General features: G+C 71.6%; 22 protein-coding genes. 15 read left to right on the top strand and 7 right to left on the bottom strand.

Annotation, left to right across the window (positions count from 1 at the left end; genetic code table 11):
* Positions 1 to 49: 49 nt before the first annotated feature.
* The gene (locus ACZ6TB_RS02685; protein ID WP_465549793.1) at positions 50 to 925 is read right to left on the bottom strand and encodes a phytanoyl-CoA dioxygenase family protein; all 876 of its coding nucleotides are present in this window, start codon (positions 923 to 925) and stop codon (positions 50 to 52) included.
* A 258-nt stretch (positions 926 to 1183) separates the two neighbouring features.
* Between ACZ6TB_RS02685 and ACZ6TB_RS02680 the strand changes: the two genes are divergently transcribed.
* From ACZ6TB_RS02680 to ACZ6TB_RS02650, 7 genes are all read left to right on the top strand, one after another.
* Positions 1184 to 2089, top strand: coding sequence for a sugar phosphate isomerase/epimerase family protein (locus ACZ6TB_RS02680; protein ID WP_465549791.1), 906 nt, complete (start codon positions 1184 to 1186; stop codon positions 2087 to 2089).
* The gene (locus tag ACZ6TB_RS02675) at positions 2089 to 4149 is read left to right on the top strand and encodes a PQQ-dependent sugar dehydrogenase (RefSeq protein ID WP_465549789.1); all 2061 of its coding nucleotides are present in this window, start codon (positions 2089 to 2091) and stop codon (positions 4147 to 4149) included. Before ACZ6TB_RS02680 ends, ACZ6TB_RS02675 begins: the two co-directional genes overlap by 1 nt.
* Before the next feature lie 174 nt (positions 4150 to 4323).
* Entirely contained in the window at positions 4324 to 5544 is a 1221-nt protein-coding gene (locus tag ACZ6TB_RS02670) for an inorganic phosphate transporter (protein WP_465549787.1), read from the top strand.
* Positions 5545 to 5556: 12 nt separating this feature from the next.
* Entirely contained in the window at positions 5557 to 5871 is a 315-nt protein-coding gene (locus ACZ6TB_RS02665; protein ID WP_465549785.1) for a hypothetical protein, read from the top strand.
* Positions 5872 to 5884: 13 nt separating this feature from the next.
* On the top strand, positions 5885 to 6202 hold the full coding sequence (locus tag ACZ6TB_RS02660; RefSeq protein WP_465549783.1) for a DUF3349 domain-containing protein: 318 nt from the start codon (positions 5885 to 5887) through the stop codon (positions 6200 to 6202).
* A 170-nt stretch (positions 6203 to 6372) separates the two neighbouring features.
* Positions 6373 to 7605: an inorganic phosphate transporter gene (locus tag ACZ6TB_RS02655; RefSeq protein WP_465549781.1), complete on the top strand. Its 1233-nt coding sequence runs from the start codon at positions 6373 to 6375 to the stop codon at positions 7603 to 7605.
* 1 nt (position 7606) lies between these two features.
* Complete coding sequence (locus tag ACZ6TB_RS02650) at positions 7607 to 7888, top strand: hypothetical protein (protein WP_465549779.1); 282 nt, start codon at positions 7607 to 7609, stop codon at positions 7886 to 7888.
* 507 nt (positions 7889 to 8395) lie between these two features.
* Here ACZ6TB_RS02650 and ACZ6TB_RS02645 read toward each other — a convergent pair.
* On the bottom strand, positions 8396 to 9490 hold the full coding sequence (locus ACZ6TB_RS02645; RefSeq protein ID WP_465549777.1) for a glycerophosphodiester phosphodiesterase: 1095 nt from the start codon (positions 9488 to 9490) through the stop codon (positions 8396 to 8398).
* 162 nt (positions 9491 to 9652) lie between these two features.
* Between ACZ6TB_RS02645 and ACZ6TB_RS02640 the strand changes: the two genes are divergently transcribed.
* From ACZ6TB_RS02640 to ACZ6TB_RS02630, 3 genes are read left to right on the top strand one after another with little or no spacing between them, the layout of a single operon-like run.
* Positions 9653 to 10072 carry a hypothetical protein gene (locus tag ACZ6TB_RS02640; protein ID WP_465549775.1) on the top strand — a complete coding sequence of 140 codons (420 nt, stop codon included), beginning with the start codon at positions 9653 to 9655 and terminating at the stop codon, positions 10070 to 10072.
* Positions 10073 to 10092: 20 nt separating this feature from the next.
* Positions 10093 to 10467, top strand: a complete 375-nt coding sequence (locus ACZ6TB_RS02635) for a VOC family protein (protein WP_465549773.1) — start codon at positions 10093 to 10095, stop codon at positions 10465 to 10467.
* Between the two features lie 9 nt (positions 10468 to 10476).
* Positions 10477 to 10833, top strand: coding sequence for an MmcQ/YjbR family DNA-binding protein (locus tag ACZ6TB_RS02630; protein WP_465549771.1), 357 nt, complete (start codon positions 10477 to 10479; stop codon positions 10831 to 10833).
* Positions 10834 to 10890: 57 nt separating this feature from the next.
* Here the strand turns inward: ACZ6TB_RS02630 and ACZ6TB_RS02625 are convergent, their stop codons facing one another.
* The 4 genes from ACZ6TB_RS02625 to ACZ6TB_RS02610 form a co-directional block, all read right to left on the bottom strand.
* Complete coding sequence (locus tag ACZ6TB_RS02625; RefSeq protein ID WP_465549769.1) at positions 10891 to 13866, bottom strand: glycine--tRNA ligase; 2976 nt, start codon at positions 13864 to 13866, stop codon at positions 10891 to 10893.
* A gap of 59 nt (positions 13867 to 13925) precedes the next feature.
* A complete protein-coding gene (locus ACZ6TB_RS02620; RefSeq protein ID WP_465549766.1) occupies positions 13926 to 14774 on the bottom strand; it encodes an SGNH/GDSL hydrolase family protein in 849 nt (282 codons plus the stop codon).
* 61 nt (positions 14775 to 14835) lie between these two features.
* The gene (locus tag ACZ6TB_RS02615; RefSeq protein WP_465549764.1) at positions 14836 to 15720 is read right to left on the bottom strand and encodes a hypothetical protein; all 885 of its coding nucleotides are present in this window, start codon (positions 15718 to 15720) and stop codon (positions 14836 to 14838) included.
* Positions 15717 to 16676: an ArsR/SmtB family transcription factor gene (locus ACZ6TB_RS02610; protein WP_465549762.1), complete on the bottom strand. Its 960-nt coding sequence runs from the start codon at positions 16674 to 16676 to the stop codon at positions 15717 to 15719. Before ACZ6TB_RS02610 ends, ACZ6TB_RS02615 begins: the two co-directional genes overlap by 4 nt.
* Positions 16677 to 16732: 56 nt before the next feature.
* On the opposite strand from ACZ6TB_RS02610, the gene ACZ6TB_RS02605 reads away from it, so the two are divergent.
* The 4 genes from ACZ6TB_RS02605 to ACZ6TB_RS02590 are packed head-to-tail and all read left to right on the top strand — an operon-like array spanning position 16733 to position 21512.
* A complete protein-coding gene (locus ACZ6TB_RS02605; RefSeq protein ID WP_465549760.1) occupies positions 16733 to 17914 on the top strand; it encodes an MFS transporter in 1182 nt (393 codons plus the stop codon).
* A gap of 47 nt (positions 17915 to 17961) precedes the next feature.
* Complete coding sequence (locus tag ACZ6TB_RS02600; RefSeq protein WP_465549758.1) at positions 17962 to 20118, top strand: FUSC family protein; 2157 nt, start codon at positions 17962 to 17964, stop codon at positions 20116 to 20118.
* 49 nt (positions 20119 to 20167) lie between these two features.
* On the top strand, positions 20168 to 20782 hold the full coding sequence (locus tag ACZ6TB_RS02595; protein ID WP_465549756.1) for a hypothetical protein: 615 nt from the start codon (positions 20168 to 20170) through the stop codon (positions 20780 to 20782).
* A gap of 58 nt (positions 20783 to 20840) precedes the next feature.
* On the top strand, positions 20841 to 21512 hold the full coding sequence (locus tag ACZ6TB_RS02590) for a hypothetical protein (RefSeq protein ID WP_465549755.1): 672 nt from the start codon (positions 20841 to 20843) through the stop codon (positions 21510 to 21512).
* Here the strand turns inward: ACZ6TB_RS02590 and ACZ6TB_RS02585 are convergent.
* Positions 21471 to 22985, bottom strand: a complete 1515-nt coding sequence (locus ACZ6TB_RS02585; RefSeq protein WP_465549753.1) for a diguanylate cyclase domain-containing protein — start codon at positions 22983 to 22985, stop codon at positions 21471 to 21473. The two genes, ACZ6TB_RS02590 and ACZ6TB_RS02585, sit on opposite strands and share 42 nt — an antisense overlap.
* A gap of 222 nt (positions 22986 to 23207) precedes the next feature.
* Between ACZ6TB_RS02585 and ACZ6TB_RS02580 the strand changes: the two genes are divergently transcribed.
* Positions 23208 to 25733, top strand: coding sequence for a LamG-like jellyroll fold domain-containing protein (locus ACZ6TB_RS02580; RefSeq protein WP_465549751.1), 2526 nt, complete (start codon positions 23208 to 23210; stop codon positions 25731 to 25733).
* Positions 25734 to 25747 lie beyond the last annotated feature (14 nt).

Below are 25747 nucleotides of genomic sequence, written 5' to 3'. Positions count from 1 at the left end.
CGGGCTTCCCGAGCGAGCGGGACCGGCGGTGACTACTCTCCGTATGTGACTATCGGAGCCACGGAATGGTGCGGTCGAGCAGGCCACGCGTCGACAATTCGTGCCGCAAAGGGATTTTCTCGTCGACGTAGCCGTCCCAGTTCACACCCCAGTGATTGGCGGTGTGAGTTGCTTCGCCGAGCAATTGCCGCTGGACCGGCGTGCGATTACGCCACCATTCGCTCTCGTGGTCGATCGGCATGTCGTCGAGCGGGCGGATCCAACGATACGTGTAGCCCACAAACAGCATCTTGCGCGTGACCGGACCGCGGTTGACCGACCGCGAGTGCCACAGTCGACGGTCGAAGACGAAGCAGTCGCCCGGGTTCGCGGTGATCTCCACGGCGCCGCGCGGGTCGCGGCCGGCCTCGGTGCGCTCGAGCGTGTTGCTCAGGTGGCTGCCGGGGATGACCTTCGTGGCGCCGCGCCCGGTCCGGGACAGGTCGGACAGCACGTACGCCACCTTGAGCGACAGCATCGGCCGCGGCTCGCCGGTCAGCGACTCCGGGTCGGAGTTCTGCCGGTAACCGTCCTGATGCCAGCCCCAGCCCGGCGGTTCCTCGGCCGGCTGCGGCGGCGTCACGTCGAGGTGGTTGTGGTGCGAGTAGATGTTCCACCCGGCGAGGCCCCACACGTACGGGAAGGTCCCGGGGTGGGTGAGCAGCTCGCCGAACGCCTCGTCGCGGTCGAGGAAGCCGAGCAGGTGCAGGGTGCCGTCCGGTTTGAGTCGCCCGGCCGCGCGCTCGTGGTCGTAGACCCGGTCGACGGCCGCCTCCAGCCGCTCCCGGTGCTCCTCGGTGAGCGCGTTTCGAATGAGCAGAATGCCCTCCCGCTGGAACTCGTCCCGCTGATCGGCCGTGATCGCCTCGAACCCCGTCAATGGCATTTCGCGGTCCCCTCAATTGAATCTCTTCAGTTGTCCCCCGGGGGATCCGGTGTCTCATGAGAAAGACGGGGTCGGCGGTCGATCGCGTTGCAGGTCCGGCAAAAGAATTCTGAAAAGGGCCTGTGTGCTCACTATGTGTGACGACCGACGTTTCGCATGATCAGCACGAACTTTTGCCTGATCTGAAGAAACTTGGCTTCACAGTGGACGAAACATCTGGTTACGTTGCGCCTGGACAGCCGTTCAAAGGAGACCGCAATGCCGCAGTCACTGAACCGCCGCCAACTTCTCGGCGCTGCCGCCGTCGCCGGCGCCGCCGGCTCCCTGGGCATCTCCGGCGCCGCTCAGGCCGGAGGGCACGGCCGGCTTCACCGGGTGCCACGGGACCAGATCAGCGTGCAGCTCTACACGCTGCGCGACCAGCTCGGCATCGACCTCGAGGACAGCCTCGCCGAGCTCGCCGCGATCGGATACACCCGGGTCGAGCACGCCGGCTTCGTCGGCCGCACCGCCGCGCAGTTCCGCGCCGCCCTCGACAACGCGGGGCTGCGCGCCACCTCGGGCCACGTCGGCATCCCGCAGCCGTTCGATGCGAACGTGTGGCAGGCCGCGCTCGAGGACGCCAACATCGTCGGCAACAAGTACATCGTCCACCCGTTCTTCGGGCAGAACGCCGGCGGCCCGATCCGCGACGCCGCGATCTACCGGGCCTTCGCCCGCGACCTGAACAAGGCCGGCGCCCTGGCCCGCCGGGCCGGGCTCGACTTCGGCTACCACAACCACCAGGCCGAGTTCCTGCGTCAGAGCGGCACCTCGCAGACCGGCTACGACATCCTCACCGGCGAGACCGACCCGCGCCTGGTGCACCTCGAGGTCGACCTGTTCTGGGCGTTCCGGGGCGCGCACGACCCGGTCGACCTGATCTCGCAGCTGCGCGGCCGGATCAAGCAGGTCCACGTCAAGGACCTCGACGTCAACGCGAGCTTCGCCGACCCGGGCACCGGCCTGATCGACTTCGGCCGCATCTTCGCGCGGTCCCAGGAGGCCGGCCTGATCGAGTACATCGTGGAGCGCGACGACGCCGGCACCCCGCCGCGGTCCCCGGCCGACGCGCTCACGACGGCCAAGGTCGGCTTCGACTACCTGGCGAACGTGCGCTTCTGATGCGGGCCGCCATCGCTCTGATCAGCGCGGCCGTACTCGCGCTGCCCGGCACGGCCGTGGCCCATCCCGGCCACGACCTGCCACCCGGCTCCGACTTCCAGAAAGTGACCCTCGACGACTTCCCGGGCGAGCCGATCGCGCTCGCCGTCCTGCCCGACCGGCGCGTGCTGCACACGGCCCGCACCGGGGAGGTGCGCATCCACGAGCCGGCGACCGGGCGCAACGTGCTCGCCGCCAAGATTCCCGTGTATCAGCACGACGAGGAGGGCGTACAGGGAATCGCCCTTGATCCGGATTTCACGCACAACAAGTGGGTGTACGTCTACTACTCGCCCCCGCTGAACACGCCGGCCGACGACCCGGCGACGCCGACCGTGAACGAGGGCGACGCGCCGTCCGAGGGCACCGCGGCCGACTTCGCGCCGTTCAAGGGCGTCATGCGGCTGTCCCGGTTCAAGCTGACCGGCAGCACGCTGCGGCTCGGCACCGAGCAGAAGATCATCGAGGTCGGCACCGACCGCGGCATGTGCTGCCACGTCGGCGGCAAGATCGACTTCGACAGCCGGGGCAACCTGTTCCTGTCCACCGGCGACGACAGCAACCCGTTCTTCTCCGACGGGTACGCGCCGATCGACGAGCGGGCCGACCGCAACCCGGTCTTCGACGCGCAGCGCTCGGCCGGCAACACCAACGACCTGCGCGGCAAGCTGTTGCGGATCAAACCGGGCCGCAACGGCGGCTACACGATCCCGCGCGGCAACCTCTTCCCGCCGGGGACGGCGAAGACGCGGCCGGAGATCTACGCGATGGGCCTGCGCAACCCGTTCCGGTTCACCGTCGACACCCGCACCGACGTGGTCTACCTGGCCGACTACTCGCCGGACGCGCAGGCCGCGAACCCGGCGCGCGGACCGGCCGGACTGGGCCGCTGGATGGCGGTGGCCCGGCCGGCGAACTACGGATGGCCGTACTGCGTGGCCCCCGATCAGCCCTACGTCGACTACGACTTCGCCACGGGCGTGTCCGGCGCACCCTTCGACTGCGCCGCTCCGGTCAACGACTCGCCGCACAACACGGGCTTGCGGAACCTCCCGCCGGTCGAAAAGGCGGAGGTCATTTACTCGTACGGTGTGACCAGCGCCTTTCCTCAGCTGGGAACGGGCGGCATCGGGCCGATGGGCGGTCCCGCCTACCACTACGACGCCCGGCTCAAGTCGCGTACCAAGTGGCCGTCCTCGTTCGACGGACTGCCGCTGTTCGCCGAGTGGACCCGCGACTACGTCAAGGCGTTCCACCTGTCCTCGTCGCGCCAGGTGACGCAGATCGACGACGTGCTGCCGGAGCTGGTCTTCGACAACCCGATGGACCTCGAGTTCGGCCCCGACGGCGCGCTCTACGTCCTCGAGTACGGCGACGGCTACTTCGCCGAGAACCCGGACGCCCAGCTGTCCCGCTTCGACTTCGTCCGCGGCGGCCGCACCCCGATCCCGGTCGCCGCGGCCACGCCCACCTCGGGCCAGGCGCCCCTGACCGTGTCGTTCTCCAGCGCCGGCACCACCGACCCGGACGGCGACGCGCTGCGCTACGCGTGGGACTTCGACGCCGACGGCCGGGTCGACTCGACCGCGCCGAACGCCACCCACACGTTCACCGCCAACGGCAACTACCGTCCCGTCCTGAAGGTCACCGACAGCACCGGCCGCTCGGCCGCCGCCGAGGTGATCCTCCCGGTCGGCACCCTGGCCCCCACGGTGTCGTTCGTGACCCCCACCGCCGACCAGGTGTTCCACTTCGGCGACACGGTCACGTACAACGTGGCGGTGACCGACGACGCCCCGGTCGACTGCGCCCGCGTCACCGTGACCTACATCCTCGGCCACGACCAGCACGGGCACCCGCTCTCCACGTCCTCGGGCTGCACCGGCCAGATAACCACGTTCGTCGACGCCGGCCACGCCGGAGCCGACAACCTGACGGCCGTCTTCGTGGCCTCCTACACCGACACCGGCACGCCGGCCCAGACCGGCTCGGCCACGGTCGTCCTGACCCCCGCACCCTGAGCGCCTCGCGCCGGCCGGGCCTGGTGACCCGGCCGGCGCCGCCGCGGGCGGAAACGTCGGCACGGCTGACAAGTCGGCGAACGCTGTATGTTGCACTGTCCAACGGCGGTCGAACTCTCAGTGCGCTGACCTGCAGGTCTTCAAGTCTGACCTTTACGGCGCGAGGCTGGCCGTGTGACAGAATCAACGGTCATCCTGGTCCTGGTGATCGTCACCGCCCTCGGTTTCGATTTCACCAACGGATTCCACGACACGGCCAACGCGATGGCCACGTCCATCGCCACCGGCGCGCTGCGGCCGAAGGTTGCCGTCGCCCTCTCCGGGCTGCTGAATCTCGTCGGCGCGTTCCTCTCGGTCGAGGTCGCGCTGACCGTTACCAACGCCGTCGTCAAGCTTCAGGAGTCGAACGGCGCACCCAAGGGGTCCCTGACCGCGGACGGCGGCGTGGCACTCCTGCTGATCATCCTGGCCGGCCTGGTCGGCGGGATCATCTGGAACCTGCTGACCTGGCTGCTCGGCCTCCCGTCGTCCTCATCGCACGCCCTCTTCGGCGGCCTCATCGGCGCGACGATCGCCGGCCTCGGCTGGGCCGGCGTCAACTGGAACGGCAACGGCACCAAGCTCGACGGCGTGGTCGGCAAGGTGATTCTCCCGGCCGTGCTGTCCCCGGTGATCGCCGGTGTCGTCGCCGGCGTCGGCACCTGGCTCATCTATCGCATCGTGGTCGGCGTCGCCAAGAAGTACACCGAGAACGGGTTCCGCTGGGGCCAGATCGGCAGCGCCTCGCTGGTCTCCCTCGCGCACGGCACCAACGACGCGCAGAAGACGATGGGCGTCATCACCCTCGCGCTCATCGCCTCCGGCCACTGGACCTCGACCTCGAGCATCCCGTTCTGGGTGAAGGTCTGCTGCGCGGTGGCGATCGCGGCCGGCACCTACCTCGGCGGGTGGCGGATCATCCGTACGCTCGGCAAGGGTCTGGTCGAGATCACGTCGCCGCAGGGGATGGCCGCCGAGTCCGCCTCGGCCGCGGTCATCCTCGCGTCCAGCCACCTCGGCTTCGCGCTCTCCACCACCCACGTCGCCACCGGGTCGATCCTCGGCTCCGGCGTCGGCAAGCCGGGCGCGCAGGTGCGCTGGCGGGTCGCGGGCCGGATGGTGTCGGCCTGGCTGATCACGATGCCGGCGGCGGGCATCGTCGGCGCGATCATGTGGTACATCGGCGACCTGATCGGGGGCACCGCCGGCGCGATCGTGATCTTCCTGCTCCTGATCGCCGCGGCCGTGTTCATGTACCTGCGCTCGCGCCGGGTGCCGGTCAGCCATGAGAACGTCAACGACGACTGGGAAGACGCCGTTCCGAACGAGCGGGTTCCCGCCGGCGCGGCGAGCTGAGAGGGGCGGAGCATGGGTAACAACTTGCAGTTCACCTTCGAAGCGGCCTGGAAGGTCCTGCTCGCGGGGCTCATCCTCGGCGCCGGTCTGCCGGCGATCTTCGCCCTGGGCGTCCGGTCGCTGGCCTGGGGCACGGGCGGCGACGCCGAGGTCCACGGCGAGGGCGTCTCGCCGAAGGCGAACCCGGCCGGCACGGTGCTCGGCTGGATACTCTTCGCGGTGGTGCTGGCCGGCATCGTGCTCGGCATCACGTTCATCGTGGCCAGCGGCCTCGGCAAGCAGCTCAGCTTCGAGCACGTCGTCCCGACCATCGTCGACAAGCACTGACAGGGAGAGCGCCTTGAGCGACAGCCGTTCCAACTTCCTCACGCGCAGCGTCGAGTGGCTGCGTGCGGGCTACCCGGCCGGGGTGCCTCGGCAGGACTACGTCGCGCTGCTCGGTCTGCTCCGCCGCAAGCTGTCCGAGGACGAGATCCGCGAGGTCGCCAAGGCGCTGGCCGAGCAGTCGCTGCTGTCCGACGACGCGATCAGCGGCCAGGACATCGAGGACATGATCAGCGACGAGATGCTCCAGCAGGCGACGCCCGAGGATGTCGCCCGGGTCTCGGCGCACCTGGCGGCCGGCGGCTGGCCGCTGGTCGACCCGCCTACCGAATGATGAACCTCACATGAACGGCCGGGGCCAGCAGCCTCGGCCATTCACTTTATGTAGCTATTTGACCACTCTGCGTTCACGTTCGGGAAACATCAGGTTAACGAGGATGGAACATCGAAAAGGTGATGTTCATCCTCTGGCTAGCGGCCATCCATCCGGGTGACCATCACGACGTGACTCAAGCTTCGGTCATCCTCGCCCTGGTGGTCGTGACGGCGCTGGCCTTCGACTTCACCAACGGGTTCCACGACACGGCGAACGCGATGGCGACCACCATCGCGACCAAGGCGCTCAAGCCGAAGACCGCGGTTGCCCTCTCGGGCCTGCTGAACCTGGTGGGCGCGTTCCTGTCGGTGCAGGTGGCGCTCACGGTCACGAACGCGGTCGTCAAGATCCAGAATTCGGACGGCACGCCCAAGGAGTCGCTGACCGCGAACGGTGGCGAGGCGCTGCTGCTCATCGTCCTCGCCGGCCTGGTCGGCGGCATCATCTGGAACCTGCTGACCTGGCTGCTCGGCCTGCCGTCGTCCTCGTCGCACGCCCTCTTCGGCGGGCTGATCGGCGCCAGCATCGCGGGCCTGGGCTGGGCCGGGGTCAACTGGAACGGCAACGGCACGAAGCTCGACGGCGTGGTCGGCAAGGTCCTGCTGCCGGCCGTCATGTCACCGGTCATCGCGGGCGTGATCGCCGCCGCCGGCACCTGGATCATTTTCAAGATCACAACAGGGCTTGCGGTCCGGTACGCGGAACGCGGCTTCAAGTGGGGCCAGATCGGCAGCGCCTCGCTCGTCTCGCTCGCCCACGGCACCAACGACGCGCAGAAGACGATGGGCGTCATCACGCTCGCCCTGATCGCCTCGGGCAACTGGACCGACACCAAGAGCATCCCGCTGTGGGTGAAGGTGGCCTGCGCCCTGGCCATCGCGCTGGGCACCTACCTCGGCGGGTGGCGGATCATCCGTACGCTCGGCAAGGGTCTGGTCGATATCGCCCCCGCCCAGGGCATGGCCGCCCAGTCGGCCTCGGCCGCCGTCATCCTCGCGTCCAGCCACCTCGGCTTCGCGCTCTCCACCACCCACGTGGCCACCGGCTCGGTGCTCGGCTCGGGCGTCGGCCGTCCCGCCGCCGAGGTGCGCTGGCGGGTGGCCGGCCGCATGGTCACCGCCTGGCTGATCACGCTGCCCGCGGCCGGCATGGTCGGCGCCGCGATGTGGTGGGTCGGCAACCTGATCGGCGGCCTGCCCGGCGCGATCGTGGTGTTCGCCCTGCTGGTGGTGGCCGCGACCGGCATGTGGCTGCGCTCGCGCCGCCTGCCCGTCAGCAGCCACAACGTCAACGACGATTGGGACACGGTGGTAGCCCCGCCGAGCGAGACCGCGCGACCGCTGATGGCCGAGAGGGTCTGAGATGAACAACCTGGGTTTCGCCCTCGACGGCGCCTGGCGCGTCCTGCTCGCCGGCCTGGTGCTCGGCGCCGGCCTGCCGATCCTGTTCACCCTCGGCATCCGCTCGCTGGCCTGGTCGGACGCCGGCGGCGTGGCCCGCCCGGCCGGCCGCGCGCTCGGCTTCACGCTGTTCGCCGTGGTCGTGCTGGGCGTCCTGCTCGGCATAACCTTCATCGTGGCGACCGGCTTCGGCAAGGCGCTCAGCTTCGAGCACATCTACCCGACGATCGTCGCCAAGCACTGATCGCCCCGCCGATCGACGGCCCGGCACCGCGCCCCTTGCTCTGCTTACCTCCACGCGCATCGTGACCGGCACCGCGCGGGACCTCTCCGCCGCGCCCTTTGCTCTGCTTACCTCCACGCGCATCGTGAATCGATATGCGCGATGCGCGTATCGGTGAGCAGAGCGAAGCGAGCGGGACCGCGCCGCCGTGACCTTGCTCTGCTTACCTCCGCGCGCATCGTGGCCGGCACCGCGCGGGACCGCTCCGCCGTGCCCTTGCTCTGCTTACCTCCGCGCGCATCGTGGCCGGCACCGCGCGGGACCGCTCCGCCGTGCCTTTGCTCTGCTTACCTCCACGCGCATCGTGAATCGATATGCGCGATGCGCGTATCGGTAAGCAGAGCGAAGCGAGCGGGACCGCGCCGCCGTGCCCCTGCTCTGCTTACCTCCACGCGCCTCGTGAATCGATATGCACGATGCGCGTATCGGTAAGCAGAGCAAAGGGCGCCGGGCGGGGGTGCGGTGGGGTCAGCCGCGCAGCTTGCGGGCCAGGACGCCGATGTCGGCCTGGTCGGTGAACAGGCCGTCGATCCCGGCCTTCAGATAGGTGATCTGCTCGTCGAAGGCCCGGCCGTACGCGTTCGGGTCGGTGCCGGTCTGGTAGTCGGCCGGCAGGAACTGGTTCTCGGCGCGGAACGTGTACGGGATGACCTTGAGGCCGGCCGCGTGCGCGTCCCGGACCAGCGATGTGGGCGTGCCCAGCGTGTTGTCGGCGTTGCGGGGGATGACCTGCGCCTTGTCCGGGCCGATGCCGTCGACGTAGCGCGACAGCTCCTGGAGGCCGGCCGGCGTGAGGTACTGCGCGTAGGTCTTCGGGTCATTGAACGGCGAGCCCGACGCGCTGGTCAGGAACACCAGGTTGACCCGGGTCTGCGGGCGCAGGGCACGCAGGTTGGCGGCCTCGAAGGACTGGATCCAGACCTTCGCGCCGCGGTGGTCGAGGCCGAAGCGGCGCAGGGTGCGCAGCAGCGGCCCCTCAAGTTCAAGACCGAGACGACGGTGGTACGTGGGGTGCTTCGTCTCCGGGATGACGCCCAGGTCACGGCCGAGTTCCTTGGACAGCTTCGCCCGCAGCTCCAGCATCTCCTGGAACGTCGGCACCTCGAACAGTCCGTTGTAGATGGTGTTGCGCTGGCGCACGGCGGGGAGCCGCTCGACCGCGCGCAGCGTCTTGAGCTCGGCCAGGGTGAAGTCCTCGGTGAACCAGCCCGTGGTGCTGACCCCGTCGAGCAGGACGGTCTTCTTGCGGCCCGCGAACTCGGGGCGGGTCGACACGTCGGTGGTGCCGCCGATCTCCGGCTCGTGCCGACAGACCAGCACGTGGTCCTTCGTCGAGACCAGGTCGGGCTCGATGTAGTCGGCGCCCATCCGGGCGGCCAGCTCGTACGAGGCGAGCGTGTGCTCCGGGCGGTAGCCCGAGGCGCCGCGGTGGCCGAACACCTCCGAAGCGAAACGGCCATGGGTGCGTTCCCCGGCCTCGGCGGGGACGGCTATGGCGGCGGTGAGCACCGGCGCTGCGGCGGCGACGGCGCCCATGCGCAGCACCTGACGTCGGTCTGCCATGTGGTCCTCCACGGGACTCGGTCACCGACGACCTTCGCCGGGGGTCCCGGACAGCAGTCGACGTTACTCGATCGACCGAGCGGCTACCGTGACATGGCGATCACACAAACGCCATGGGAAGCATCTTTCGAAGCCGTTCGTGTTCTCTTACTCTGTGCAGCCATGGCGTCCGACCTCACGCAGCTGCTCGGCCGCAACCTCGGCGACCCGTTCGCCCAGGGGATCTGCCGCGAGTACCGCCTGCAGCCCGCGGGCAGCCTGTCGCTGTCCTACCAGTCGCCGTCGCTCGGTGTCTCGCTGCTGACCGACGAGCTCGGCACGATCACGATGATCTACCTGCACTTCCACGGCGACGCGGGTTTCGGGCCGTACCCGGGCGCGATCCCGGGCCGGGGCGGGACGATCCCCAAGCGGAGCAGCCTGTGGGTGGCGCTGGGACGGCCTGACCAGAGCACCGATCCCCACCGCGACCGCGACTACGAGTACGGCCCGTCCGATCAGTGGCGGTTCCCGACGTTCACCATGCACGCGCTCTACGCCCTGGACAACGAGAACCTCCTCAGGCTCACCCTGAGGCACTGATGGCGCGCTAGATTGCCGGGATGCATCGCAGCCGACTCTCCACCGTGCTCATCGACGTGCCCGTGGCCGAGGCGCCCGCGGCCGCCGCCTTCTGGTCCGCCGCGCTCGGCGTGCCCGCCCGGCCGGTGCCGGGGGAGGAGCAGTTCACCTCCCTGCCCGGCGCGCTGCCCGGCCTCACCCTGGCCGTGCAGTCGGTCGACGCCGAGGCCCGCTACCACGTCGATCTCGAGACCGACGACCTCGACGCCGAGACGGGCCGCCTGCTCGCGCTGGGCGCCGTCGAGATCAACCGGTGGCTCGACTGCCGCATCCTGCGCGCGCCCGGCGGGCACATCCTCTGCGTGATCCCGCGGCACAGCGAGGACTTCGACAAGCACGCGACCACCTGGGAGTAGTCTGTCGCGGTGGCCGACGCCGATGACGTACGCCGCCTGGCGCTGTCCCTGCCCGGGGTCGAGGAGATCGACAGCGACGGCTTCGATTTCCGGGTCGGCAACAAGGGCTTCGTGTGGTCCTATCCCGAGCGCCTACCGGGCAAGCCGCGTGTCATCCGGACCGACATAGCGGTTCTGTACGTCGGCGACGAGGCCGAGAAGCAGGCGCTGGTGCTCGGCGAGCCCGACCTCTTCTTCACCACGCCCGGCTACGACGGCCTGCCGCTGGTGATGCTGCGGCTGCCGGTGTGCCCGGCCGACCGCCTCACCGAGCTGGTCACCGACGCCTGGCACATGCGCGCCCCGGCCGAACTGGCGGGCGACTGACGGCGACCGCGCCCGTGGAGACGCGATCGCCGATATGAGGGCCGTCCTCGAGGCTCGCTAGCGTGGCTGCAGCGCCGGCCAGTCGAGCAGGCCCTCGCCCAGGTCGCGGACCGTGGCGAGCAGGCCGAGGCGGGCGGCGCGCACCGCCGGGTCGTCGGCCATCACGAAGACGTCGTCGAAGAACGTGGCCAGCGGCTCGACCAGGCGGGCCGCCACGGTGGTGAAGCGCAGCAGGTCCGGTTCGGCGGACGAGCCCAGCTCCGCGGCGACGACGGTCACCGCCTCGTGCAGCGCCACCTCGGCCGGCTCCTTCAGCACGCCGGGGTCGTAGCCGGCCGGCGTCGACGCGGGGACGATGCGCCGGGCCCGCTGGATCGCCTCGGCGACGGCCACGAAGTCGGGGTTGCCGGTCACCTCGGCCAGCTGCCCCAGCAGGCCGGCCGCGATCGACGGCCGGTCGGCGTGGACGAGCACCGCCCGTACGCGATCGACGGGGTTGCCTTCCTCGACCAGAAGCTGCTCGAGACGCTTGGCCAGGAACTCGGCGACCGCGGCCGGCACCTCGGCCGGGACCGGCACCGGCTGGCGCTCGGCGGCCGCCCGCAGGCCGTCGGCGAGGCTGAGACCGGCCAGCGCGGGATGCGCCCGATGCACCGCGAGCAGGCCCAGCGCCGCCCGCCGCACCGCGAACGGGTCGCTGCTGCCGGTGGGCAGCCCCACCGTCGCGGCCAGGCCGGTCACCAGGTCGAGCCGGTCGGCCAGCGACAGCAGCGCGCCCGGCACCGAGGCCGGCAGGTCGTCGCCGGTGTTGCGCGGCAGCTCGGCCTCGTAGACGGCCTGCGCCACCGCCCGCGACTCCCCGGCGTGCAGCGCGTAGTCGCGGGCCATCACGCCGGCGAGGCTGGTCATCTCGGTGACCAGCTGCGAGCCGAGGTCGAACTTGAGCAGCTCGGCGGCCCGGTCCAGGGTCGCCGACGAGAGCCCGAGATCGGCCGCGATCGCCGTCGCGAGCGAGGAGATGCGCGCGGCCCGGTCGGCCATCGAGCCGAGCTTGTCGGTGAAGGTCAGCCGGGACAGGCGGGAGCGCATCTCGGCGAGCGGCAGCTCCCGGTCGGCGCGGTAGAAGAACGCGGCGTCCTCGTAGCGCGCCCGCAGCACCGCCTCGTTGCCGGTGCGCACCAGCTCGACGTCGACCGGCCCGTTCGCCACGGTCACGAACATCGGCAGCAGCGCGCCCTCGGCGTCGCGCACCGGCAGGTACCGCTGGTGCTTGCGCATCACGGTGGTGAGCACCGCGTCCGGCAGCGCCAGGTAGCTCTCGTCGAACGTGCCCAGCAGCGGCGTCGGCGCCTCCACCAGGTAGGTGATCTGCTCGATCAGCGCCGCCTCGCCGCGCACGTCGACCCGGCCGTCCGGATAGACGTGGTCCTGGGCGCCGGTCACGATCAGCTCGTGCCGGTCCTCGGGGTCGGCCACGATGCCGTTGAACGCGAGCGTCTCCATGAACGTCTCGGCCGAGGCGATCTCGACGGCCGGGGTGGCCGCGGTGCGCAGCACGCGAGTGGTGCGGCCGGCGGCCAGGGTGCCCACCGACACCGGCACCACGTCGTCGCCCCACAGCGCCACGAGCCACCGGATCGGCCGGCTGTAGGACAGTTGCGGATCGTTCCAGCGCATGTTCTTCGACGCGCGCAGGCCGGCGACGACCTTCGCGAGCACGGGGGCGAGGACGGTCGCGGCCGCGCCGCCGGCTTCGTGCTTCTCGACAACCGCATGGCGTACGCCGTTGAAGTCCCGCTCGGCGACCTGCCCCAGATCGGCGCCCTGGCCGCGCACGAAGCCCTCGAGCGCCTTGGTCGGCGTGCCGTCGGCCGCGTAGGCCTGCGCCAGCTTGGGGCCGCGCACCGTCCGTACGTGATCGTCCTCGCGGGCCGCGACGCCGGCGACGACCGCGACCAGACGCCTCGGCGTCACGAAGACCCGCACCTCGCCGTGGGCCAGGCGGGTGCTCTTCAGCCCGTCGGTGACCGCTTCCGTCATGTACTTGAGCGCGGCCCGGCACTCGGACGGCGGCAGCTCCTCGGTGCCGATCTCGAACACCAGCGGGCGCGTCTCGTCCTTGGCGGCCGGCGCGGCGTGCGGCGCGGCGAGCGCGAGCGGCTCGACCAGGCCGAGCGGATGTCCCATCTCCTCGCGGCGCGCCACCCACAGCCGGGCGACGTCGGCGGCGAGCCGGCGCATCCGGGCGAACTCGGCCGCGCGGTCGGCGGTCGACACGGCGCCGCGGGCATCGAGCACGTTGAAGGCCTGCGAGCATTTCAGCACGTACGTGTGGGCGGGCACCGGAAGCCCGGCATCGATCAGGCGCTGGGCCTCGGCCGCGTACAGCTCCAGGAGCTGCCGGTTGGCGGCCACGTCGGCGTCGTCCAGGTAGTACCGGGACATCTCGTACTCCGTCTGACCGAACACCTCGCCGTAGGAGATGCCGGGGGCGTACGCGATGTCCTTGAAGTGCTGCTTGTCCTGCAGCGCCATGATGATGCGCTCGATGCCGTAGGTGATCTCGACCGAGACCGGGTCGAGGTTGATGCCGCCGGCCTGCTGGAAGTAGGTGAACTGGGTGATCTCGAGGCCGTCGAGCCACACCTCCCAGCCCAGGCCCCAGGCGCCCATGGCCGGCGCCGCCCAGTTGTCCTCGACGAACCGCACGTCGTGCGCCGCCACGTCGATGCCGAGCGCGGCGAGGCTGCCGAGGTAGAGCTCCTGCGGGTTGCCGGGGTCGGGCTTGAGGATCACCTGGAGCTGGGTGTGCGTCTGGAGGCGGTTCGGGTTCTCGCCGTACCGGGAATCGTCGGGCCGCACCGAGGGCTCCACGTAGACGACCCGCCAGGGCTCGGGCCCGAGCACCCGCAGGAACGTCGCCGGGTTGAGCGTCCCGGCCCCGACCTCGGTGTTCATCGGCTGGACGGTCAGGCATCCCTGGTCCGTCCAGTACGCGGTCAACCGGGCCAGCGCGTCCTGCATGGTGAGCATGGCCAGCAAGTCTAGGTGGGTCGCGCGCGGCGCACGTACGGAATATCCCCGCCACCCGCTCACCAGGTGAAACGGCCCGGATAGGTGACATCGGCGATCTTCTTCTGGCCTTCCGCGTCGGGGTGGAAGTAGTCGACGTGGTTGACCAGGTCGAGACCGAAACGGACGCTGTGGACCGCGCCACCGTCCCAGCGGCAGCGCTTGCCGTAGGCGCGGCAGGCGTCGCGCAGCTGGTCGTCGTAGGCGTCGATGCGGTCGCGGACGGCGCGGCGGCGGGCCTCGTCGGGGGCCGCGGCCGAGGTCGGGGCGGACAGCATCGCCGGGCAGATGTGCAGGCGGTTCCACACCCGTACGGCCGAGGTGTCGGCCTTGCCCAGCTGCCACAGGCGGTAGACGTCGGGAACGCTGGCCACCAGCACGCGCGACTTGGGCAGGCCCTTCTTGAGGCGGCCCAGCGCCTCGTCGATCGCGTCGCGGAAGGACGCCACCGAGGTCATGCCGGCGACCGTCGAGGCGCACGCGTCGTTGTCGCCGATCAGCACCGTCACGTAGGCGGCCTTCATCGAGACGGCCTCCGCGGCCTGGCCGGACAGGTCGGCGGCCTGCGCGCCGGGCTCGGCGTAACTGCGGGAGTGTCCCTTGATCTTCGCGTTCCCGGCCAGGATCCGGCGGTAGTGGCTGTCGACCCCGGCCGCGGTGCCGGTCGACCACGAGTTGCGGCCGCACACCACGTACGTGCCGCAGGAGCCGAAGCCCGCCGTGATCGAGTCGCCCAGCGCGGCCATCGACGCCGGATAGCCCTTCGCCGTGGCCGACGGTGACGGTGTCGCCCCGCCGGCCCCGCCCTCGCAGGCCAGGGCGAGGGCGGCGAGGAGGGCGAACGCGACGAGGTGCCAGCGGCGGATCATCGGACCCCCGGAAGAGTGACGGAAAGCTACGCTCCCGGCACGATATGTCATCCTCGCCAGGTCAGTCGGTGTCCGCGCCGTCCATCACCCAGGTGATGCCCTGATCGGGGTCCTCGATCGCCAGGTGCAGGAACCAGATCGGGTCGCGCTCGCCCTGCCAGCCCACGCACCGCAGCCGGGCCACGAAGTCGTCCATCGAGATGGTCGCCGGGTCGAGCGCGAGCAGCGCCTTCCACAGCGCGATCCGGCCGAGGACGCGGCTCGTCGCGAACACGTACGCGCCCTCGCCGCTGGCCAGGTGCACCAGGGACGGGTAGGCGTCGGCGAACGCGAACTCGCCGTACGGGCGACCGGCCGGAACCGCCGCCGCGGCCGGGCCCCGGAAACTGTGCCCGCGCACGAACTCGGAGAGGGAGTCGAGGGCGGGACACGGCTCCATCGCCGGCGGCGGCTCGTCCGCGACGACGGGTAGCGGAAGACCGGCGGGGAACGCCCACGAGAGCGACCCGAGCTGCCCGTCCCGGTCGTACGACGGCATGTTCCACTCGGTGCTCCACCGGGCCGACTCCCACGGCGACAGGTGGAACGGCACCTCGAACAGCGACGGGTCGAGCCCGGGCGCGCCGCGCAGGTCCTCGCCGCGCAGCACCCGGGCGTAGGCCGCCAGATGCCGCACGCGGGACGACGTCAGGTGCTCCGAGAGCGAAGCCCACGAGGCCCGCGACGCCACCACGTCCCACAGCGCCGCCATGAGCCCGGCGCCGTCGTCGGGAAACAGCGAGACGGCGGCCGCCGCGAGCGGGATCGGCGCCTCGAGCGCGACGACCCGGGCCACGTGCCGCCGCTCGTCCTCGTTCACCGACGGATCCGCGGCGAGCGCGAGCAGCTCCTCGAAGCGCCCGTCGTCGGCCGCCTGGTTCATCGTCCGGTAGGTCACCGCATTCATCGTGGTGACTCTACGAGCCGATCGGCCACATCGGACCGCCGGTACAGCACCGACCGCCCGTGCCGGGCGCTGACCAGCAGCCCGCCGTCGCGCAGCGCGCGCAGATGCTGGTTGACCGCCGTGGTCGTGACGCCGAGCCGGGCGGCCAGCTCGGTCGACGAGGCCGGGGTCGCGAGCAGCACGAGCAGCCCCGCGCGCTGCTTGCCGAGCAGGGCGGCGAGCGCGCCCGGCGCCGGCAGCGGCTGCTGCTCCCACAGCGTGCCGACCCCGCGGGCGGCATAGATGATCATCGGCGGCTCGAGCGGCGAGATCGGCGCCGACGCGCTGCTCGGCCAGATCGACGGCACCAGCGTCAGCCCGCCCGTCGTGTCGCGCGCATAGTCGACGTTCGATCGCACGCGGACCTCGACCACGTCGTCCACCATGCTCACCCGCCGCGCCAGCCCGGCGAACATCGCGGCCAGCCCGCGCTGGGCGATCTCCCGGCCGCGGTGGGTCACGTCGGCCTCGAGCAGGGCGCGCAGGCGCGGCCAATGCGGGGCGAAGCACATTTCCCAGTACGCCTGGAGCGCCGCGACGATCCGCCGCAGGGCGCCCGGTCCGCGCAGCGGGGCCGGCAGCCGTCCCGGCCCGTGCAGCGCGTGCAGGTCGCGGGCCACCACCGCGGCCGGCGTCGAGGCCACCACCGCCATCTCGTCCTCGAGCCGGGTGAGCGGCGAGCGCGGCATCGGCGTCACGAAGTCCGGGCACCACAGCGCGTCGTTGACCAGCAGCGACAGCGTCGCCACGTCGAGCCGCTCGCGCTGCCGCTCCATCCGCCGGATCCACGGCAGGTGCAGCGGGTAGCGCCCCGGCTCCCGCCACGTGCGCAGCGACAGGGCGAGCTCGTTGAGCGGCGAGATGGCGAACCGGACCGCCGCGAGGTCCTGCCCGACGAGCCGGTACCGGATGGCCATGAAGCAATACGCTACATCGATCGCGCGGTGCGGGGCCGGACTGGGACAACTGACGGGTGCTGCTCACCACCCGTACGAGCCCGGTCGAGTCCGCCCTGACCTGGGCGGCCGCCACCGCCTCGCTGGCCAAGGGCCTTCAGTTCGCGATCAGCGCGCTGTTCTTCACCACCGTCATCGGCCTGTCCCCGGCCACCGTCGGCGTCGGTCTCACCATCGCCGGGGGAGCCGGGATGGCGTCCGCGTTCGGCTCCGGCTACCTCGCCGACCGGGTCGGCGCCCGGCGGGTCCTGCTCGGCGCCGCTCTGGGCCAGGGGGCGGCGCTGGCCGCGTACTGCGTCGTCCGCTCGGCCGTCCCGTTCGTCCTCGTCGCGTGCGTCGCCCTCGCCGCCCAGGGCGCCCAGCGAACCGCCCAGTCCGCCCTGCTCGCGCGCCAGTTCGCCGGCGCCGGCCGGGTGCAGGTGCGCGCCCGCCTGCGGGTGGTCACCAACGTCTCGGTCGGCCTCGGCTCGGTCCTGGCCGCCGCCGCGCTGGCCGTCGGCTCGGCCGCCGCCTACCGCCTGACCATGATCGTCGCCGCCCTGCTGGTGCTGTCCTCGCTGGCGGCCCTGCGCCGAGTTCCCGAAACCCCACGTCAAAAGCACGATTTCCCGGTACGCGCGCCGCTCCGCGACCGCCGGTATCTGCTCGCCTCCGCCCTCAACGGCGTGATGACCATCCAGTTCGGCCTGCTGACCGTGGGCGTGCCGCTCTGGGTGACCGGCCACACCCGCGCGCCCGCCGTCACGGTGGCCCTGCTCCTGGTGCTGAACACGATCGTGGTCGCGCTGTTCCAGGTGCGGGCCGCCCGCCTGGCCCGGGACGTGCCCGCCGCCGGCCGCGTGGTGCTGGCCGCCGCCCTGGCCCTGGTGGTTTCTTGCGCCCTCTATGCGGTTGCGGCCCACGCCGTCGCCGCCGTGGCCGTGGCGGTCCTGATCCTGGCCGTCCTGGCCCACAGCGTCGGCGAGATCCTGTCCGAGGCGGGCGGCTGGGAGCTGGCCTTCGAGCTGGCCGACCCCCGCGCCGCCGGCGTCTACCAGGGCATCAGCCAAACGGGTTTCGCCGTCGGCACCGCCGTGGCCCCCGCCGTGGTCACCTCGACCGCCGTGGCCCAGGGCGCCCCCGGCTGGCTGACCCTGTCCCTGATCTTCCTGGCCGCCGGCGCGGGCACGATGCTGCTGGCCGCCCGCGCCCGGCCGTGAGCGAGCCGCCGATGGGGAAAACGCCGGGCGGATGCGAAGATCGGGCGATGCGATGGCTGCGGCGGCGCGATCCCCAGCTCATGGCGGTCCGCCGGGCCGCCCGGGTCACGCTGGTCGCCTGCCTCGGGTTCTACCTCTGCCGGTACGTGCTGAACGCCCCCGCCATGGCCCCCTACGCCCTCTTCGGCGCCGTCGCCCTCGGCGCCCTCTCGCAGATCCCGGGCTCGCCCCGGCAGCGCGGCCGCACCCTGCTGATCGTGCTCCCGGTCGCCTGGGTGCTGGTCACGCTGGGCACGCTGCTCTCGTTCAACACGGTTGCCGCCACGGCCGGCATGTTCGTGCTCGGCTTCGCGGTCAGCTACGCGGGCGTGGGCGGCCCCCGGCTGGCGGGGCTCGCCGCCGGCATGCAGCTGCTCTACATCCTGCCGTGCTTCCCGCCCTACGACCCGGGCTCGCTGCCCTACCGGCTGGCGGGGGTGACGCTCGCGATCCTGCTGCTGGCCCTGGCCGAGGTCGTCCTCTGGCCCGATCCGTCGCCGGCGCCGTACCGGGAGAAGCTCGGCGCGGCGGTCGGCGCGCTGGCGGGGTGCCTTGCCGCCGTCGCCGACACCTGGGAGGGGGACCCGGGCGGGCGTGCGCGGCTGGCGGCGTTGCTGCCGGAGGCGACCGACGCCGCCGACGCGCTGCGGCCCTCGCGGCTGCCGCCGTTGCTGCGGCCGGCCTCGGCGGGGCGCCGCGACCGGGCCTTCAGCGCCGCGGCGGGGACCTCACGGCTGCTGCTCGGCCGCACCGTCGACCTGTTCTTCACCGACGAGCGCGGCTCGGTCACGCTGCCGGCCGCCACCCGGCTGCTGCGCCGCACGGCGGAGTGCACGGCGGCCGCGGCGGACTGGCTGCGCGGCGACGGGCCGCTGCCGGACACGGGGCACGTGGTCAAGGCGCTCTCCGACTTCCGGGCGGCGCGGATGAACACCGACCCGGACGGGGTTCCGCCCGAACGGCTCCGGCTCGGCGCGCTGGCGCTCGCGCTGGGGGAGTGGACCAAGACGCTCATCTTCTCGATCCGGATCGCCGGGGGCGAGGAGCCGGGACATCCGGATCCCACGCTTCCGGCCGCCCAGCCGGGTCCGTTCTGGTACGCGTACCGCCGCACCCCGGCGCTGTACTGGCACCGCCTGAAGGAAAATCTCACCCCCCGCTCGGTCGCCTTCCAGGGCGCCCTGCGCCTGGCCGCGGCCCTCGCGGCGGCCCGGCTGCTGGCCGGCGTCCTCGACCTGTCGCACGGCTTCTGGGTGCTGCTGACGATCCTCACCGTGCTGCGCACCTCGGCCGCCGAGACCCGTTCGGCGCTGCGGCCGGCGCTGGTCGGCACGGTCGCCGGCTCGCTCGCGGCGGCGGCGCTGCTGGTGACCGGCGTGCACCCGACCGTCTACGCCATCGTGCTGCCGGTCGTCATGCTGCTCGGGTTCGCGGCCGGCCCGCTGGTCGGCCTGGGCTGGTCGCAGGCCCTGTTCACGCTGGTCATCACGCTGGTGTTCGCGCAGGTCACGCCCGTCGACTGGCGGCTGGCCGAGGCCCGCGTGCTCGATGTCGTGCTGGGCGCGGCGATCGGCGTGCTGATCGGGCTGTTCGCCTGGCCGCGCGGCGGTGGCGGCGAGCTGCACCGGGCGGCGGGCACGTTCGTCGCGGCCTCGGCGGGCGTGATCCGGGAGACCGTCGACGTGATGGCCAACGGTCACGAGCCGAAGGCCGCGATGCCGACGGCACGGCTGGCCGGTCAGCTCGCGGAGGCGTCGTTCGCGCTGTACCAGAGCGAACGGCACGGGGAGGCCACTCTGGACTGGCAGGCCACGCTCATCGCGGGGCATCACGCCGTACGCGGGGCGGAAGCGCTCGTGCGGTCCTGCCCGGCCGGTGGCCTGCTGCCGTGCGTGACCCAGCTGACGTCGGCCGCCGCCGAGGTGGCCGCCCGCTACGACGGCGCCGCCGAGGCCCTGATGCGGCACGGCGCGATGGTGCCGCCGCCGGTCTCCACCGAGCATCAGGTCTGGCCCACCGACCTCGGTCAGGACCTCTACATCATCGCCGACCTGCGGGTCTGGCTGGACGGCCTGCGCGAGGACATCGGCGCGATCCGCGGGCGGCCCGAGGGCGACGACGGGCTGCGGGCCAGAGTGGCCCAGGTGGCGGACGGGGCGGCCTGATCTGGCCGAACCGGGCACCTGACGGCCCGATCTGCGACATCCTGCGCAGGTGGCGCAGAGTGCGGGACCGACGCGGGCGGAGGCGACCGAGGGCGTGGAGCAGCGCCTGGCCGCGACCCTGCACGCGTACCCGGGCCTGCGCATCGAGCCGATCCCGGCCCAGTTCCTGCGTGCGCCCGAGACGCCGCCGGGCGGGCAGCGGGTGCTGCGCGGTGGCCGGCTGCCGGAGGGCGACGACGAGGTGTTCGAGGTGGTCGGCGAGCTATGGCGGGAGGCGGGCTGCCGGGTCGAGGACGCCGCCGGCCTGGACGGCCGTCTTCTCGAGGCGCACGACCCGGCCGGGTACGTGGTGACGCTGGCCCGCCACGGCCTGGAGGACCCGATCCTGACCGTCGCCTCGCCGCCGTTCCCGGTGCCGTTCCTCGACCGGGGACTGCTGGCCGGCCTGGTCGCGGGCCTGGCCACCGGCTGTCTCGGGCCCTGCGTCGCCCGGGTCGGGCCGTCCACCATCGTGCCCGGCCTCTCGTCGTACTGGGGCTGGATCCCGCTGTTCCTGCTCGTCGCCGGCGGCAGCATCTACCTGCCCGAGACCCGCCGGTTCGGCATCGGGCTCGCGGCCGGCGGCCTGTTGATCGGCGTCACCGTCGCCGCGATCTTCTCCTAGGGGCATCCCGCCGTTCGGATGATCACGACGTGGTGCCCGCTCCCTACCATCGAAGCCGATGAAAGCGCGGCTGCGGATGGGGTTCGGCATGGCCGGTGTGGCCCTGCTGTGCTGCTTCGGTTCGTCGATCGTCGCCGCGATCAAACTCACGTTCCGGTACCACCCGCTGATCACCGTCGGGATCGGCCTGGTGCTGTTCGCCGGCTACCGGTCGTACCGGTTGTTCGACGACCGCCGCACCGACCGGGGCATCGCCGCGGCGGGCTGGGAGCCGGCGCCGGTGGACGGGCCGTGGCCGTGGGACGCGATGGTCGGCCGGGGCGCGAAGACGACCGTGCACCGGGCCTGGACCCGCACCGTGGACGGCTTCCCGGTGACCGCCGGCGAGATCACCTGGGACGGGAACGCGCTGAGCGGCGCCGTCCGGGGCTGGACGGGCCGCGGCGTCTTCGCCGTCGTCACGCTGCCGTTGCCGACCGAGCCGATGGCGCTGCGTCATCCGGGCCGCGCCGTCGGCACGTCGCACCGCCTCGACCTGCCCGCGATGCGCGCCGCCTACGACCGCGGGGAGATCCCGCCGTGGACCGCCCAGGACGACAAGCTGTTCACCTTCAACGCCATCCCCGGCCGCCTGAAGCCGGGCGCCGTGCGGATCGCGGTCGAGCGCACGCTGCTCACGGTGCGCATGCTAGACCTCGGCCCGGACGGCCCGGCGAGCCCCGCCGCCTAGCTTCTTGGTGTCGTGCTTCGCCTCGTACATGGCCGCGTCGGCCCCGCGCATCAGCGCGTCGTAGTCCTCGGCGTCGTCCGGGAACAGCGCGATCCCGACGCTGCCGCCGATCCGCACCTCGCCGCCCTCGATCGTGAACGGCTCGCGCAGCCGGTCCACGATCCGGCCCGCCACCGCCGTCGCCACCTGCTCGTCCGGGTCGCGGGTCAGCAGGATCGCGAACTCGTCGCCGCCCAGCCGGGACACCACGTCGTCGTCGCGGACGGCGCCGAGCAGGCGCTTGGCGACCTGCTGGAGCAGGATGTCGCCGGCCTGGTGCCCGGCCGTGTCGTTGACCTCCTTGAAGCCGTTGAGGTCGAGCAGCATCAGCGCGGCCTTGGTGCCGTTGGCGGCCGCCCGGGCCACCGCCTGCGAGGCGCGGTCGAGCAGGTACGAGCGGTTGGGCAGCCCGGTCAGCGAGTCGTGGTAGGCCTGGTGGGACAGCTGGGCCACGTGGGCCTGGGCGGCCTGCCGCATCCCGGCGCTGTCCACGATCAGCGCGCCCTCGACCGAGAGCTGCTCGGCCAGGATGCGGTCGCGGCTGGTCCACTCGCGGGTGCCGGTCGCGTCGCCGCACATGATCATGCCGACCGGGCCCTGGGCGGACATCATCGGGATGGCGATGTACGACTTGAGCCCCATCGTCTTGATGAAGCCGCCCGCGATCGAGCCGGCCTGACCGGTGGCGTCGCCCACGAGGGCCGGCTTGCCCTCGGCGATGGTCCGCCACACCGGCGAGTCGGTGGCCGCCTTGCCGATCAGGTGGGCGAACTTGTCGTCGCCGTCGGGCAGGCCGAGGCTGTACACGTACCGGATCGTGCCGTCGGGGTCGACCAGGCACAGCGCGCAGTAGTCGGTGCGGAAGCCCTCGGCCGCCGAGGAGACCAGCAGACGCCCGGCCTCCTCGACCGTGGTCGCCTCCATGCCCTGCTCGAACAGGCGCAGGATGATCGCCTGCACGTGGGCGAGGAACTGCCGCTGCTTCTCGGCGGCGAGCGCCTGCAGCGTGGTGGAGAAGTGCAGGGCGAGCGGGGAGAGGGTCTCGAGGCGCAGTCGGTCGAGCTCGGTGCCGGTGAGCAGCATGACGCCGACGGTCTGGCCGCCGATCCGCAGCCGTACGGCCATCCGCTCGCCGTCGACCAGAGGCTTCGCGCCGGCCGCGGCCCGCAGCACCTTGCCCGCGAGGATCTGCTCCCGCGCGCCGGGGCCGCCGACCCGGGCCATCTCGTTGAACAGGCCGGTCTCGTAGTCGAGCTCGAAGACGACCGCGCCGGTGAGCCCGCCGGCCGCCGCCAGGTAGGGGACGGCCAGGTCGAGCACGTGCTGGACGGACGGGGTGTCCTTGGTCATGAACGCGACCAGGTCGGCGAGCAGCGCGTCCTGCGGGTCGTCGGTCGGCTCGTGTGCCACCGCCGTGCCCAGGACGGCACCCATCGGCCGCACTCCGCTGCTCACGCTCATGGCCCTATGAGTCGGCACCCGGGGCGGGACCTTGAGGGGCGTGACGCACCTCGCCGGTCGCAAACAAGTTGCAACGTTGCCCCGACGTACATAGATCCGCATGAAACCTTGACGTTTGCTGAAACATCTTGTTCAACTGTGTTGGCTCATGGCGAAACACGAGCGCACTCTTCCGCTCCGAAGGGAATTTCGCGCGTGAAAAAACATGTCCGGGGCCGCTGGCTGCTCGCTGCCGGGTCGGCCACCGCCCTTCTCCTCAGCGTCGCCTCCTCCGCGTCCGCCCATGACGACAACCAGCAGACCCCGGCCACGACGACGCCGGCGCTGACCGGCGCGGTCGCGGCGGCCGCCGGCCCGGCCTGGCACAAGGGCATCCCGCCGCTGGCCACCAACTGGACCGACGAGGTCGGGCCGGACAACGCGCTTCCCGAGTACCCCCGGCCGCAGCTCACCCGCTCCAAGTGGCAGAACCTCAACGGCGTCTGGGAGTTCGCCAAGGCGGCGGTCGGCGAGGCCGTCCCGGCCGGCAAGAGCCTCGGTGAGCGGGTGCTCGTCCCGTACCCGATCGAAAGCGCTCTGTCCGGCATCCAGCGGCACGAGGACCGGATGTGGTACCGCCGCACCTTCACCGTGCCCTCGAGCTGGAAGGTGGGCAGCGGCAACCGCCTGCAGCTGCACTTCGGGGCGGTCGACTACGACGCCAAGGTCTTCGTGAACGGCACCGCGGTGGCCACCCACCGCGGCGGCTACGACGGCTTCGACGTGGACGTCACCGACGCGCTCACCGCGAGCGGCCCGCAGGAGCTGATCGTCTGGGCCGAGGACCTCACCGACGCCACCGGCCAGCCGATCGGCAAGCAGCGCCGGACCAGCGACCACGGCATCTTCTACCAGGGCAGCTCCGGCATCTGGCGCACGGTCTGGATGGAGCCGACGCCCGCCGCGAGCATTTCCGACCTGAAGCTGACGCCGTCCGTGAGCCAGGGCGTTCTGCACCTCACCGTGAACGCCGCCGGCGCCGCGGGCCTCACCGTGAAGGCCTCGGCCAAGGGCGGCGGCTCGGTCACCGGCGCGGTCGGCGCCGACCTCACGCTGCCGATGCCGCACGCCAAGCTGTGGTCGCCCGACAACCCGTATCTGTACGACCTGTCGGTCTCGCTGGTCGATCGCGGCAAGACCGTCGACTCGGTCGGGTCGTACTTCGGCATGCGGGAGATCGGCACGGCCACCGGCGCCGACGGCAAGCTGCGGATCACGCTGAACGGGAAGATCCTGTTCAACATGGCCAACCTCGACCAGGGCTTCTGGCCGGACGGCCTCTACACCGCGCCCACCGACGACGCGCTCAAGTGGGACCTGCAGCAGGACAAGCGGATGGGCTTCAACGCCGTCCGCAAGCACATCAAGGTCGAGCCCGACCGCTGGTACTACTGGGCCGACAAGCTGGGCCTGATGGTCTGGCAGGACATGCCGGCCGCCAACACCGGCCCGATCCCGGCCGAGTGGCGGGCCCAGTTCGAGTCCGAGCTGCACGAGATGGTCCGCGAGCACTCCTCGTGGACGTCGATCGTCGCCTGGGTCCCGTTCAACGAGGGCTGGGGCGAGTGGAGCCGGGACGACACCGGGCGGATCGCCGGCGAGGTCAAGGCGCAGGACCCGTCCCGGCTGGTCAACGCCCACTCCGGCGTGAACTGCTGCAACTCGCACGGCGACTCCGGCAAGGGCGACGTCATCGACTTCCACCAGTACCTCGGCCCGGCGTCGCCGGCGCCGTCCGGCAACCGGGTGGCGATCGACGGCGAGCACGGCGGGTTCGGCCTCAAGACGTCCAACCACATGTGGTTCGGCGACGGGCAGGCGTACGAGATGGAGCCCGACTCGGCCACGCTGACCTCGAAGTACGTGGCCAACCAGGAGGCCGTGATCACCTCGGCCGAGTACTGCGGCATCAGCGCGGCGATCTACACCCAGATCACCGACGTCGAGGCGGAGCTCAACGGCTTCTTCACGTACGACCGCCAGAAGACCAAGATGAACCTCGACGCCGTCCGCAAGGTCAACCAGAAGATCATCAAGTCGGCGGACGGGTCGGGCGCGAACGTGCCGCAGCCGCCGGCCGGCACCCCCGGCCTGACCGGGATCGCCTTCTGGCCCCTGGACGGCTCGTACGGCACGCTGACCCCGGCCGGAACGCCGGCGCCCGCCTTCGTCGACGGGCACAACGGGCAGGGCGTCGACCTCGGCGGCGGCTACCTGGACGCCGGGTCACCGGTCCTGAACACGGCGTCCGACTATTCCGCCGCGGCGTGGGTCAAGCTCGACAAGGCGGACGGGGCGTTCCAGACGATCGTCAGCCAGGACGGCGCGTCGAACAGCGACTTCTACCTGCAGTACTCCGGGGCCGACCAGCGGTTCGCCATGAGCTTCGCCGGCGTCCGCGCGCTGGCCCCGGTCAAGCCCGAGCCGGGCAAGTGGTACCACCTGGTCGGCGTCCGCGACACGGTCAAGGGCGAGCTGCGGCTGTACGTCGACGGGCAGCTCGCGGGCACCGCAAGCGCCTGCATGCCGCAGGCCGCGCCGACCGGCAACACCGTGATCGGCCGCGGCAAGTACGGCGGCAACGCGGTCGACTACCTGGACGGCACGGTCGACCAGGTGCACCTGTACGACCGGGCGCTCTCGGCCGACGAGATCGCTCAGTTGTACTCCTCGGGGAACTGATCGCCTGGAGCCTT

The organism is Actinoplanes sp. NPDC051537, assembly GCF_055586105.1.
Note: the sequence above shows the minus strand (reverse complement) of the source record. Positions and strands in the feature narration are given on the sequence as shown.

Excerpts from the sequence above, each read along its gene's own strand:
- ACZ6TB_RS02685 (WP_465549793.1), bottom strand. The coding sequence starts at position 925 with ATGCCATTGACGGGGTTCGAGGCGATCACGGCCGATCAGCGGGACGAG.
- ACZ6TB_RS02680 (WP_465549791.1), top strand. The coding sequence starts at position 1,184 with ATGCCGCAGTCACTGAACCGCCGCCAACTTCTCGGCGCTGCCGCCGTC.
- ACZ6TB_RS02675 (WP_465549789.1), top strand. The coding sequence starts at position 2,089 with ATGCGGGCCGCCATCGCTCTGATCAGCGCGGCCGTACTCGCGCTGCCC.
- ACZ6TB_RS02665 (WP_465549785.1), top strand. The coding sequence starts at position 5,557 with ATGGGTAACAACTTGCAGTTCACCTTCGAAGCGGCCTGGAAGGTCCTG.
- ACZ6TB_RS02650 (WP_465549779.1), top strand. The coding sequence starts at position 7,607 with ATGAACAACCTGGGTTTCGCCCTCGACGGCGCCTGGCGCGTCCTGCTC.
- ACZ6TB_RS02645 (WP_465549777.1), bottom strand. The coding sequence starts at position 9,490 with ATGGCAGACCGACGTCAGGTGCTGCGCATGGGCGCCGTCGCCGCCGCA.
- ACZ6TB_RS02640 (WP_465549775.1), top strand. The coding sequence starts at position 9,653 with ATGGCGTCCGACCTCACGCAGCTGCTCGGCCGCAACCTCGGCGACCCG.
- ACZ6TB_RS02635 (WP_465549773.1), top strand. The coding sequence starts at position 10,093 with ATGCATCGCAGCCGACTCTCCACCGTGCTCATCGACGTGCCCGTGGCC.
- ACZ6TB_RS02625 (WP_465549769.1), bottom strand. The coding sequence starts at position 13,866 with ATGCTCACCATGCAGGACGCGCTGGCCCGGTTGACCGCGTACTGGACG.
- ACZ6TB_RS02620 (WP_465549766.1), bottom strand. The coding sequence starts at position 14,774 with ATGATCCGCCGCTGGCACCTCGTCGCGTTCGCCCTCCTCGCCGCCCTC.
- ACZ6TB_RS02615 (WP_465549764.1), bottom strand. The coding sequence starts at position 15,720 with ATGAATGCGGTGACCTACCGGACGATGAACCAGGCGGCCGACGACGGG.
- ACZ6TB_RS02610 (WP_465549762.1), bottom strand. The coding sequence starts at position 16,676 with ATGGCCATCCGGTACCGGCTCGTCGGGCAGGACCTCGCGGCGGTCCGG.
- ACZ6TB_RS02600 (WP_465549758.1), top strand. The coding sequence starts at position 17,962 with ATGCGATGGCTGCGGCGGCGCGATCCCCAGCTCATGGCGGTCCGCCGG.
- ACZ6TB_RS02590 (WP_465549755.1), top strand. The coding sequence starts at position 20,841 with ATGAAAGCGCGGCTGCGGATGGGGTTCGGCATGGCCGGTGTGGCCCTG.
- ACZ6TB_RS02585 (WP_465549753.1), bottom strand. The coding sequence starts at position 22,985 with ATGGGTGCCGTCCTGGGCACGGCGGTGGCACACGAGCCGACCGACGAC.